Annotated in this window: 15 protein-coding genes; 14 read left to right on the top strand and 1 reads right to left on the bottom strand. The window is 34.6% G+C overall.

All coding sequences use genetic code 11. The annotated features are described in order from the left end of the window. Window positions 1-104: 104 nt before the first annotated feature. From BCR21_RS04540 to BCR21_RS04510, 6 genes are all read left to right on the top strand, one after another. Window positions 105-1,202, top strand: coding sequence for an alpha/beta fold hydrolase (locus tag BCR21_RS04540; RefSeq protein WP_167351763.1), 1,098 nt, complete (start codon window positions 105-107; stop codon window positions 1,200-1,202). Window positions 1,203-1,217: 15 nt separating this feature from the next. Then, window positions 1,218-1,670 carry a LytTR family DNA-binding domain-containing protein gene (locus tag BCR21_RS04535; protein WP_069645304.1) on the top strand — a complete coding sequence of 151 codons (453 nt, stop codon included), beginning with the start codon at window positions 1,218-1,220 and terminating at the stop codon, window positions 1,668-1,670. Window positions 1,671-2,262: 592 nt separating this feature from the next. Beyond that, window positions 2,263-2,577 (top strand): rhodanese-like domain-containing protein, encoded by a 315-nt coding sequence (locus tag BCR21_RS04525; RefSeq protein WP_069645302.1) that lies wholly within the window; start codon window positions 2,263-2,265, stop codon window positions 2,575-2,577. After that, on the top strand, window positions 2,577-4,229 hold the full coding sequence (locus tag BCR21_RS04520) for an FAD-dependent oxidoreductase (RefSeq protein WP_069645301.1): 1,653 nt from the start codon (window positions 2,577-2,579) through the stop codon (window positions 4,227-4,229). The genes BCR21_RS04525 and BCR21_RS04520 overlap by 1 nt, the downstream gene beginning before the upstream one ends. Beyond that, window positions 4,229-4,534, top strand: coding sequence for a rhodanese-like domain-containing protein (locus BCR21_RS04515; RefSeq protein WP_069645300.1), 306 nt, complete (start codon window positions 4,229-4,231; stop codon window positions 4,532-4,534). The genes BCR21_RS04520 and BCR21_RS04515 overlap by 1 nt, the downstream gene beginning before the upstream one ends. Further along, window positions 4,524-4,778 (top strand): metal-sensitive transcriptional regulator, encoded by a 255-nt coding sequence (locus BCR21_RS04510; protein ID WP_069645299.1) that lies wholly within the window; start codon window positions 4,524-4,526, stop codon window positions 4,776-4,778. The genes BCR21_RS04515 and BCR21_RS04510 overlap by 11 nt, the downstream gene beginning before the upstream one ends. Before the next feature lie 42 nt (window positions 4,779-4,820). Here BCR21_RS04510 and BCR21_RS04505 read toward each other — a convergent pair whose 3' ends face one another. Continuing rightward, window positions 4,821-5,453, bottom strand: coding sequence for a Crp/Fnr family transcriptional regulator (locus BCR21_RS04505; RefSeq protein WP_069645298.1), 633 nt, complete (start codon window positions 5,451-5,453; stop codon window positions 4,821-4,823). 190 nt (window positions 5,454-5,643) lie between these two features. On the opposite strand from BCR21_RS04505, the gene BCR21_RS04500 reads away from it, so the two are divergent. From BCR21_RS04500 to BCR21_RS04465, 8 genes are all read left to right on the top strand, one after another. Continuing rightward, complete coding sequence (locus BCR21_RS04500; protein WP_084013221.1) at window positions 5,644-6,015, top strand: GntR family transcriptional regulator; 372 nt, start codon at window positions 5,644-5,646, stop codon at window positions 6,013-6,015. Continuing rightward, on the top strand, window positions 6,008-6,712 hold the full coding sequence (locus tag BCR21_RS04495; RefSeq protein ID WP_069645296.1) for an ATP-binding cassette domain-containing protein: 705 nt from the start codon (window positions 6,008-6,010) through the stop codon (window positions 6,710-6,712). Before BCR21_RS04500 ends, BCR21_RS04495 begins: the two co-directional genes overlap by 8 nt. Continuing rightward, complete coding sequence (locus BCR21_RS04490; RefSeq protein ID WP_069645295.1) at window positions 6,696-7,361, top strand: hypothetical protein; 666 nt, start codon at window positions 6,696-6,698, stop codon at window positions 7,359-7,361. The genes BCR21_RS04495 and BCR21_RS04490 overlap by 17 nt, the downstream gene beginning before the upstream one ends. 10 nt (window positions 7,362-7,371) lie before the next feature. Next, window positions 7,372-9,393, top strand: coding sequence for an ABC transporter ATP-binding protein/permease (locus tag BCR21_RS04485; RefSeq protein ID WP_069645294.1), 2,022 nt, complete (start codon window positions 7,372-7,374; stop codon window positions 9,391-9,393). Between the two features lie 24 nt (window positions 9,394-9,417). Continuing rightward, complete coding sequence (locus BCR21_RS04480) at window positions 9,418-9,948, top strand: hypothetical protein (RefSeq protein ID WP_069645293.1); 531 nt, start codon at window positions 9,418-9,420, stop codon at window positions 9,946-9,948. 99 nt (window positions 9,949-10,047) lie between these two features. After that, the gene (locus tag BCR21_RS04475) at window positions 10,048-10,449 is read left to right on the top strand and encodes a DUF3224 domain-containing protein (RefSeq protein ID WP_069645292.1); all 402 of its coding nucleotides are present in this window, start codon (window positions 10,048-10,050) and stop codon (window positions 10,447-10,449) included. Then, a complete protein-coding gene (locus BCR21_RS04470; RefSeq protein ID WP_069645291.1) occupies window positions 10,442-11,329 on the top strand; it encodes a helix-turn-helix transcriptional regulator in 888 nt (295 codons plus the stop codon). Before BCR21_RS04475 ends, BCR21_RS04470 begins: the two co-directional genes overlap by 8 nt. Window positions 11,330-11,406: 77 nt before the next feature. Then, a complete protein-coding gene (locus BCR21_RS04465; protein ID WP_069645290.1) occupies window positions 11,407-11,838 on the top strand; it encodes a hypothetical protein in 432 nt (143 codons plus the stop codon). Window positions 11,839-12,031 lie beyond the last annotated feature (193 nt).

The following is a 12,031-nucleotide window of genomic DNA, read 5'->3' as shown; positions in this document are numbered from 1 at the left end:
TGAAAAAAATGTAACTTACCCATAAGACTATAGTAAATAGAAATAAATTGTTTATTATAAGACTTATCTTATTGAAAATGAGATAGAAATGGGGAGAAAAAATGATGTCAAAAGCAGTCAACAAAAGATGGAAAAAAATACTGATAGGTACAACACTTACTTTCACTTTGATCACAGGAGGTTTACTCCTATTTTTGTCTAAAAACTCACCAGGATCTCTAGACTCGTATAAAGATTCTGATAGTAAAAATCAGTTGATGGAAAAGAAAAAAGTAATGATTGGTGGTATAGAACAAGGATTATTTATCGTAGGTCAAAACCAAGAGAATCCGGTATTGCTATTTTTGCATGGTGGTCCAGGAAATCCAGAGTATGCAATGTCAAAAGAAAGTTTTACTGAACTAGAAAAAATGTATACAGTGTGTTATTGGGATCAACGAGGAGCTGGAATGTCATATACTGATTTAGAAAAAAATCCAGTTGATTTGGATCAAATGATTGAAGATACACTAGAGGTGACGAACTATCTTAAAGAGAGATTCGGACAAGAAAAAATCTATCTTATGGGTCATTCATGGGGAAGCTTTTTAGGGATGAAAACAATTCAAAAACAGCCAGAAGACTATCAAGCTTACATTGGTATCGGTCAAGTAGTTAATCAGAAGGAATCAGAAAAGATAGCTTATGATTTTATGTTGAAAAATGCGAATGAAACCAACGATACAAAAGCAATTCAATCTTTGGAAAAAGAAACACCTGAGACATCTAACTTCCCATCAACTGAGTACATCATGTCGACTCGCTCAGAACTACTGAATAAATTTGGTGGAGGAAATGCGCATAAAGATGGTCGGAAAATGCTAGAGGAGAGTTATCAAAACCTACTATTTTTTAAAGGCTATACAATCGGTGAGAAAATTGATTTTCTAAAAGGCCTACAAGGCTCACTGGAACATCTATTCAACTATACTTTAGTTGAAGATTTGAATAAAACTACTGCAAATGTTAGTGTGCCAGTCTATATCTTACAAGGGAAATATGATTATGTAACATCTTATAAATTAGTTCAAGAATATTATGAAAAACTAGAAGCACCTAAAAAGGATATGTTTGTATTTGACTCTTCCGCTCACCAACCTCATAATGAGGAAAATGAAAAATTTAATAAAATTATGAAAGAGATTAAATTGATGAATCCATAGTTTGGAGGAATTTAGGTGAAATTGACTGTAGAGCAATCTGGCGAACTTACTGAAATTGAAATTGTTATCCGACACAATGATAAATTGAATGCTGTGAAACGTTTAACTCATTATATTGAACAGTTCAATTTTCAATTAAAAGGAAAAAAAGAAGGAAAAACATATTATATTCCAGTAAATGAAATTTATTATTTTGAATCGATTGATGAAAAAATATTTATTTATAGTCTTCAGGAAGTGTTTGAAACGACTTATCGGTTATATGAACTTGAACAGTTGTTGGAACAAACAAATTTTCAAAGAATCAGTAAATCTACCTTATTAAATATTGAAAAAATGGATAGTGTTAGACCATTGTTCAATGGTAAACTTGAAGCTTCTTTAAAAAATGAAGAGAAACTAATTATCAATAGACACTATGTAAAGCAGTTAAAAGAAAAAATAAAATCATTTGAGGTGAGCTCATGAAATTTATATCTCGAGTATTGACAACAACGTGTTATATTTTTACCTCAATCACTGTTTTAGGTTTCCTTTTCGAGCACCTGTTTTTGAATCAAATAAAGTTGTTTGGATTTTCTTTCAGTAAACTACTCTCAAGTACTACTCCGTTTGATTTATTTATGATAGCTTTGATGGCCGCAACTTTTACGATGACCATTGATCAAAGTTCTAAACTTTCTGAGGGATGGAAAAATCTATTTAGTTATTTTGGAACTTTAATAGTCGTTTTCTCTATTAGTTACCTGAAGGGGTATAGTATTTTTTCTTTATATTATCTAGCAGCAGTAAGCACTATAGTTCTAGTTTGTTATACCGTTGTCTGGCTATTGCTTTTGATTCAGTCCTTTAAAGTTGCTGAAGAAATAAACCAGAGTTTAAAAAAAATCAATCAATAATTTGAATAAGAAGAGACTATCGATAAAGGTGTCGATAGTCTTTTTATTATGGAGAAATAAAGAGCATCCTGTAATCTTCAGAACAAAGCCCTTTACAAACATAGAAAAATCATTTATGATAATCCAAGTTAATACCCCTTAGGGTATTAGAGGAGGAGAATATGTTTTCATTTCTAAAAGGAAATTCAATTAGTACAACTGAGCTTCAACAAATGCTGAATTCAAAACCAGTGGTAATTGATGTTCGAGAAAAAGCGGAATTTACGACTGGCCATATTCCTAGCGCTAAAAACATACCATTGGGTAAAATGTCATCATACCAATTAAAAGAAAATAAACCTGTTTACGTAATTTGTCAATCCGGTATGAGAAGTCGACAAGCAGTCAAAAAATTAAAAGCTAAAGGAATCGATGCAATCAATGTCAAAGGCGGCATGAGTGCTTGGCGTGGCGCTGTCAGAGGAGGGAAATTATAATGCGAGTCGTGATTATTGGTGGGGTTGCAGGTGGAATGTCAGCTGCGACTAGATTAAGAAGATTATCAGAAAAAATCGAAATCATTGTTTTAGAAAAAGGACCGTATGTTTCTTTTGCAAACTGCGGCTTACCGTATTATGTATCGGGAGAAATCAGTGAACGCTCTGAATTGATCTTGCAAACGCCAGAACAATTGAAAAAAAGGTTCAATATCAATGTTTATCCAGAAACAGAAGCAATCAACATCGATCGAAAAAATAAAACGATTTTAACTAATTCAAAAGGCAAAGAAGAAGTAATCAGTTATGATAAATTGATCCTGTCACCAGGAGCACAACCGGTGATACCAACGATTAAGGGTTTAGATGAAGCGACAAATGTTTATACCTTACGAAATGTTCCAGATGTCGATAAGATCGTGGCGACAGTCAAAAACGAACAACCTAAACGTGCTGTTGTGATTGGTGCAGGATTCATTGGCTTGGAAATGGCGGAAAATTTACAACATTTAGGAATCGATGTTACAATTGTGGAAGCCGCGCCGCAAATTTTACCACCATTAGATGAAGAAATGGCAGCCTTTGTTGAAAAAGAATTAAAAGAAAAAGGAATTACAGTCCTTACAGGTGCTGGAGCAACAGCGTTTAAAGAGTCAGGCAACGTCATCGAATTAAGTTCAGGAGAATCAATCTCAAGTGATTTTACGATCTTATCGATTGGAGTTAAACCATCCAGTGATTTGGCTGTTGCAGCTGATTTAAAAACAGGCTTGCGTGGTGGCATCATTGTTGATGAAACTTACCAAACCAATGATCCTGATATTTACGCTGTCGGTGATGCTATCGTTGTCAAACAACAAATCACAGAAGAAGATGCATTGATTTCACTAGCATCTCCTGCAAACCGTCAAGGTCGACAAGTGGCTGATGTGATCGCAGGAGTTACTCGTAAAAACAAAGGAAGTATTGGCACTGCAATTGTTCGAGTATTTGATCTTGCAGCAGCTAGTACTGGTTTAAGTGAGCGCCAATTACGAAATAGTAATTTAGATTATAAAACAGTTCACACAACGTCAAAAAGCCATGCAGGGTATTTTCCAGGTAGTCATCCCATCGTGATGAAACTTCTATTTCATCCTGTGTCAGGAAAAATTTATGGAGCCCAAGCAATTGGTCAAGATGGCGTGGATAAACGAATCGATATCATTGCGACAGCGATCAAAGCAGACATGACCGTTACGGATCTACCAGAGTTAGAATTTACTTATGCACCGCCGTTTGGTTCAGCAAAAGATCCTGTTAATATGATCGGTTATGCCGCAGCGAATATTGTGGAAGGTTTCTCTGAAAATATCCAATATTACGAATTAAAAGAAACAATAGAAAATGGTGCCATTTTACTGGATGTGAGAAATCCAGGTGAATTAAAAAACAATGGTTCATTACCGCATGCTGAAAATATTCCATTAGATGAATTAAGGGAACGTTTATCGGAACTTCCCACTAATAAAGAAATCATCGTTAGTTGCCAAAGCGGACAACGTAGCTATTTAGCAGAACGTATCTTGAAAAACAATGGTTTTGATGTTAAAAATTTAGACGGTGCTTTTCAAATATATAGTACAATTTACCCTCAGGAGGTTATTAAATAATGTATAAATCAATTATGATCGATGAATTTGAACAACTAGAAAAAAGAAACGACTTAGCAATCATAGATGTACGTGAAGATGATGAATATGCTTCAGGACATATCAAAGGGGCAAAAAGTATGCCGTTAAGTACGCTGCAAGAAATGGCTGAATCCTTAGATAAAGCACAGCCTTACTATATTATCTGTCAAGCTGGTGGACGTTCACAAATGGCTAGTGAATATTTTGCTTCATTAGGGTATGATGTAACGAATGTAATGGGCGGCATGTCAGCGTGGAGAGGGGAAGTTATTGATGGCGTGTGATCCTAAGTTAGCGAATCGCTTAAAACGTTCGGAAGGACAAATTCGCGGGATTTTAAAAATGATGGATGAAGGAAAAGATTGCCGAGAAGTAGTTACACAGTTGATGGCTGTTCGTTCTAGTATTGATAAAGTAATCGGGCTTGTTGTAACTGAAAATCTGAAACAATGTATGGAAGACGAAAGTATCGATCTAACTAGTGAAGATATGGCAAAAGCGTTGGAAATGATCGTCAAAACAAGATAAACTAAAAAGTCGGAAATCAGTAGGACACTGGTTTTCGACTTTTTAATTTATGGTGATTGGCACTTTCTTTTTTAACAGCCAGCCCGTTTTTTCTAACTCACTTAAAGAAACGGACACTCTGGATTGCGACGTACGGCAAAATTTTGATAGCGTTTCTTGTGTGATAAATTTCGGCAATTCTAAATGATCCGTCTCAGTTATGATACCAATATGGTCACTTAAATAACGCAATGCACTTTTTACGCGCTCTGTAGTTGGCAAATAAAGAAAATTGAAGTAGCCATAATGACGCTGAAAAATATCGGCAAAATTAGTCAACAGTAATTCATAATAACTGGGTTCTTTATTTAATGAATCTAGGAGCTTTCCTTTTGATAAACAAAAAACCGTAGCATGTTCACTAATGACACGAATCCCATGCTCCTTCTGTTTAAATGTGGAAAAACTATCCAAGCCGAAAAAATCATTTTGGAAAATGAAAGAAGAGATGTAACGTTTACCATCATTAAGAATTTCAACACTGAGCACTCCTTCAACAACATAATAGATATTTTCAGTTTTTTCATATTCGTCAATGACTAAAGTATCTTTTCCAAACGTTTTTTCTGTCCAGTTATTGCGAGACTCTTTTTTTAAATAGTCGATTAAAGTCAGATTGTCTTTATATACCTCCAATGTTCAGCCCCCCTTTCAAGTATAAAAAGTATAGCATAATCTAGCTGATTTTTTATCTTAGATTTATAAAAACTCAAATTCAGGCAATTTATATCATTGATATAAATTGTTTTTTTTATTTCCTCTAAAATAGGATTTACCAGCTGAGTGTGTGACTAAAGCAGTACAGTATGCAACTAGGAAAGGGAGGATGCAGGTGAATTATGACGGGAACAGACCCATTTATCAACAAATTATTGAGCAGGTCGAACATTGGATTGCTAGTAACCAATGGCACCCAAATGAAAAAGTACCTTCTGTCAGACAAATGGCAGAAGACTTAGACGTAAACCCAACAACGATTCAACGAGCCTACAGTATTTTAGAACAAGAAGAAATTTTGATCAGTCAGAGAGGGATTGGGAAATTCGTGACAAATAAAACCGATAAAATTACAGATTTACGTTTGCGATTGATTGAAGCTCACATAGAAGCTTTCATTATTCAATTGCAGAAACTTGATTTAACACAGTATGAAAGGGAGCACATCATTGAACGGATTGTGAGGAGTGCAAATGAATAAATTACAAGTGAAAAATATCGGTAAACGATATCAAAAAAATATTTTTGAAGAGCTGTCCTTTAGCTTGAGCGAAGGTCAAATTCTTGGAATTCTCGGTAAAAACGGTACGGGGAAAACAACACTGCTCGACTGTATCTCAGGACAAAAAAAAATCAGTACAGGAATGATTTTATACAATGACCAGCAACAAAGTAGTACTGTATTTAAAACCAGTGTAGCTTACGCTTCAAACATAAATTATTTTGAAGATTCCCAAACGATTAGACAAATACTGATAGAGTATACGCTGTTATTTCCTAGTTTTCAGTTAGAAAAAGCAATGGAGCAATTGGAGATCTGGCAGATTTTTCCTAAACAAAAATGGCAGGAACTTTCAGAAGGCACCAAAGTCAAGGTGAAGATTGCGTGTGAATATGCTAAAGCAACGAACCTGTTTTTATTAGATGAACCGTTTGCCTATTTAGATTATTCCTCTCGCATACAAGTGAAAAAAATGTTGAGGAAAGCCAGTGGTGAAAACAAAATAATTTTAGTTTCGACTAACTTTATTGAAGAGATGGATATTTTATTTACAGATGTGTTATTTATGAATCCAAACCGCTATTGTGAAGTAATCAATTTGGAAGATTTACGGGAACGAAAACAGTTGTCCTTAAAAGAAATCTATGAGGAGGAAGCCGATGATACATTTATTTAATTTTTATCATGAAAAAAGCAAGAAGTTCTTTTTAAGTAGTTTACTTTTGATTTTAACTAGCTATTTTGCAAAATATGTTTTCCAATTAACGATGCCTGAATCTCAATGGGACCGTCTGCCAATCTTACTCTCTGTTGTGGCGGCTATCATTTTAACTTGGCGAATCAACCAACTAGATATTCAGCCGAATCATCGAACATTGGCCAGCACGGCTCATCACTCGACTCTTGAGAAAATCGTTGCGAAATATTTACTTTCCTATATTCAAATCATCGTGATCGGTGCAATCAATTTAGTGTTTAATTTTACGATGATTTCTTTAGGTTTAGGGGAGCTATTTATACTATCGCTAGAATTAGCTGTTTACCTTGCTGGTATGATCAGTTATTTGATTTTGTTAAGAGGGATTATCGCTAAATTGTGGCTACCGAACTTTTCAAAAACATTTATTGTGGCGATTGCTTGGATTTTGATTATGTTGTTGAATGACGTAGTACGTTATTACTTCCCTCAAAGTATGAATATCACTTTATCATTTAACAATGGAAGCTTTTATCCAAGTACGTTTCTATTAAATGCTTGTCTATCAGCAGCGATTATCTTCGTTTACCTTTGGCTAGAAAAAAATCAATTGAAAGACAATAAATAGGAGGAAAAAAATGTATCAACTAAAAAAAGTATCGAAAAGTTTTACGATCGATAACAAAAAAGAACCTGTCTTGCATAACATAACAACCACATTTAAAGCAGGAGATTTTGCCTTGATTTTAGGAGCAAGTGGTAGTGGTAAGACAACATTGTTAAATATCATCAGTGGGTTAGATACGGATTATGAAGGAGAGATTTTATATGAAGGACAAAATTTAAAGACGGAGAATATGGACGATTTTCATAAAAATGAGATTGGATTTGTTTTTCAAAGTTTTAATTTAGTCTCACATTTGTCTGTGCTTGAAAATGTTAAAAGCGCTCTTTATTTAGACAAAACATTAAGTCCATCTGAGCGTACAACTCGAGCAACTCAGCTTTTGACCAAAGTTGGTTTAGTTGATCATGCTAATAAGTATCCTAGTCAACTTTCGGGAGGACAAAAACAACGCGTGGCGATTGCTCGTGCTCTTGCGAATGATCCCAAAGTGATCATTGCGGATGAACCGACAGGGGCACTTGACTCAGTAACCGCGTCTTCAATTATTGAGTTGTTGAAACAATTAAGCAATGAAGGCACATTAGTGATCACAGTTACTCATGATGAAAGTTTGATGAATTACGCAACAAAGGTTTTAAGAGTCAAAGATGGTCATATCTTAAGTGATGATCGAATTAAGGAACCTAGTTTCAATAAAAATCAAACACCACAAAAAGTGGCTTCCAACGTTTTTCTTTCTTTAGGTGCTACCTTGCAGCTTGTGAGTAAAAACTTTTTTAGTCGAATTTTGAGGAATTTATTGGTCGCGTTTGGCACTTCGATCGGAATCACTGCGATTTTACTAGCATTAGGGATTGGTAATGGGATTACAGAAGTGTTAGGTGAGTTTTTCCAAACAGCTTATTCTCCAAACCAAATAACCTCCTATTATCAAGATCCAGATCGTGGTGGACCGCCGAGACCTTCTGAACTGTTGAAAGAGGACGAAATCAAAAAACTGAAAGACTTATATGCAAGTGAAGGAATTACAGAAGTATACGAAAGAGCTAATTTAGCCGGAATCCGATTTAAATATGAAGATCAGGTGATTGACAAACTAGCTCCTACTCAAATGGATGAAGCAAATCTAAATAAAGAAAGATACAAAACCAATACGGTGGCTGATGGTTATTTATTAGCAGGTACATTTATCACAGCAGACGAATCTGGAATTGTTTTACCTGCTTCTGTTGCTAGAGAGATATTAGGCTTAAAAAATTCAGAATTAACGGGAAAAAATGTAAAACAGTTGATCTCAAAACCAATCACTTTAGTTTACCAAGGAAGAGAACAAGGAATCGATAATACTTTGATTGAAGTTGAGACTGTTATAAAAGGAATCACTTCACCAGATGAAGAAGGATTTGTCCAAGGATTCATGGCATCGCCAGCAACGTTTGATGAAATGGTGAAAAAAATTGGCATCAACAAACCAATCTATACGATTGATGCATTTGCGGAAAATCCGGAGGAAGCAGAATCTTTTATTGAGAAATACAAAGAAAATCCAGAATATGAACATTATGCAATTACAAATGCTTCTTCATTTTTAGATACCTTTAAGCAATTTACGGATATTATTGTTTACTTATTAGCCTTTATTGCAGGACTTTCTCTGATTGTTGCGGGTGTGATGATTGCCGTTGTTTTATATATCGGAGTGGTTGAAAGAACGAAAGAAATCGGTGTTTTACGCTCTATTGGCTATAAAAAAGGTTATATCAAACGTTATATCAAACGTTTATTCAGGATGGAAGCAATCTACATTATGCTGTTATCTAATATTATCTCTGTTGCATTTGCATATCTAATTCAATTTTTAGCGAATCCAGTGATTGAATCTAGTATTGGTTTTAACCAGGTTATCCAGATAGCACCACTCAATGCACTAGCTACTTTAGGAATAACTGGTGTACTAGGCGTGATTTTCGCGTTATATCCAGCAGCAAAAGCAGCCAAATTAGATCCAATAACCGCTTTACGATACGAATAAAAAAAATGAAAGTAGGAAAAATAAATGAAAAAACTATGGAAAAATAAAATTTTTAAGTACGGATTGATCGGAATCGTTCTGATTGTATTAGGAGGAGCTGGGTTTTTAGGTTATTATCGGCTGGCAAGGGTTCAAGGTGTTATTTCAAGTTATGAAATCAATAAAGAGCTAAAGGAAAAGTCTAATTCTTACAAAGCCGTGATCTACACGCAAGACCGTGCTTTTAAAAATGAAGTAATCAATGAACTTAAAAAAAATCTAGTAGATGAAAATATTTATTTGCAAGTAGAACCAGTTGAAGAAATTGGTGAAAATAAGATTGAAGACTGGGACAAAGTGATCGTTTTATCGACCGTTCAATCCAGTGATCCTCCAAAAGAAGTTTTAGATTACCTAAATAAGCATAAAGATGAAGAAAAATTAAGTGTCTATTTAACTGCTGATTCGGGTGCATGGTCAAAAGATCCAGGGCATCTAGATGTTACGACAGCAGCATCTAAATCAGAGAACGCCACAGTTTTCAGTAGAAAAATCAAAGAATTTCTATTGAACTAAGAAATCAGTATTAGTGAATAAAAAATAAATTTTATTGCGCTGTTCGCTTGTAAAAAGAACGTATGTTTGCTATCCTGTAATTCATAAGGAGGGATAAGTATGAGTGTGACATTCAGCGTTACAAAATGGGACGAACAACCAGTAGATGAACAAAAAATAGATTTTCCAGTGAACCAAGTTCGAGCAGAATATGAACTTGAAGGAGATTTACAAGGTAAGGCATGGGTGGAGTATCTTCTCTATTATTTAGAAAGTAATAAAGAAGACGGACATCTTGCAACCGCTAGGATCACAGGATTTCTTCACTTTGAAGGCCAATATAAAGGAAAAACAGGAACCTTTACAGCGGCTGAAAAAGGAATTTTTGACAAAGGATCACTCGATTCTCCAGGTATGATCATTAAAAGTACGGGAGAATTACAGGCGTTGACTGGTTCTTATCAATATGATTTTGTTGGTGAAAATAGTAAGTTGATTTTGGATTTCAAGGACAATGAATAATCTTTCTAGATTGTTTTATATTATGCATTATTTAACGATGCACAATAAAGCCAAAGCAACAATACTGGCAGAACAACTTGAAGTATCGACGCGTACGATTTATCGGGATATCGATACGTTGTCTGCATTAGGCTTTCCAGTATATGCTCAAAGTGGACGGGATGGTGGACTTCGCTTATTGGATACACATCATCTGCCCGCTACTTTTGTGGATGACGAGGAACAAGACCAAATTATTTTAGCACTGCAAAATTTAGCAGCGACTAATTTAAAAAGCGTCACTCCTTTAGTCAACAAGCTATCCTCCTTATTCAAAAAAGAAGTAGAACAATGGATCGATATTGATTTTTCAACTTGGGGACGAGAAGATGAAGCTAAAGTGATTGGATTGATTACCCAAGCCAAAAATCAAAAAAAGTGTATTCATTTTTCTTACACCAATGGAAAAGGCCAAAAGACTACACGAGAAGCAATGCCGAATAAATTGATTTTCAAACAAAATGCCTGGTACTTAGCAGGATATTGTTGTGCGAGAAAAACCACTCGGCTATTCAAATTAAGACGAATGACTGAAGTGATAATTTCTGCTAATGATATCGATGAAGCCTATTTGATCAAAGATTATCAGCCAAAATTTTCAAAGATATATATTGAATTTAAGATAAAAAATGACCTATTTTATCGGGTGCAAGAAGACTTACCAGATATCGAAATAGAGCAAGGCACAGAATATACTAAAGTAAAAACATGGCAGCCAGATGGTTCTTGGCTGACTTCATACTTATTATCATTTGGTGCTTCAATCGAAGTAGTGAAGCCAATTGAATTAAAAGAAAAACTCAAAGAAGAAATTGTTAAAATCAACCAGATTTACTTTTGATTTGTTCTAATTTTTTTACTATACCTCTTGAAACAATGACTATTGATTGAGATAATAGCAAAGAAAAGAGGGATCATATGGGACAAATTTGGCTGGAACGATTACTTCGCTGGAATGCAAAAATTCAAAAATTATTGGTAGGAAGATATGCCCGCATGGATCAATTGAACAATACCTTGCTGAAGGTTAGTTTGATCTTATTATTACTTAATTTATTTTTACCAACTTCGATTGCATTTTGGTTAGCAGCTGCACTTTTACTATGGATTAACTATCGTTTTTTCTCTAAAAGAATTTACCCACGCTCCAATGAAAATACTCGTTATATGTTAAAAGTACAGCAATTAAAAAAGAAGTTCAATTTTTCAAAAGAAAAGCTCAAAGAGCGCAAAGCCTATACTTATTTTAAGTGCCCAAATTGTAAGCAACAATTACGAGCGCCTAAAGGAAAAGGTAAGATCAAAGTCACTTGTTCAAGGTGTAAAGAACAATTTAATAAAAGAGTTTAATTGGAAAACTTCTGAGAAGATTTATTAAAATCTCAGAAGTTTTTTGTTCTGATTTTTTGTTAATAGCTGAACAAATTATGATATAATAGGAAAAACTTATTTAGCTGTTACATGATCTAACTTCAAGAGCTAGTCTCTCGGGAAAAAGACAAAAAATAAATGAAGCGAAGAACGCCTCAGTTATTTTTTCCTA

It is taken from the genome of Enterococcus ureasiticus (assembly GCF_001730285.1).
GTDB lineage: Bacteria > Bacillota > Bacilli > Lactobacillales > Enterococcaceae > Enterococcus_L > Enterococcus_L ureasiticus.
The sequence above is the reverse complement of the archived record's forward strand: the minus strand, read 5'-3'. Positions and strand labels throughout refer to the sequence as shown.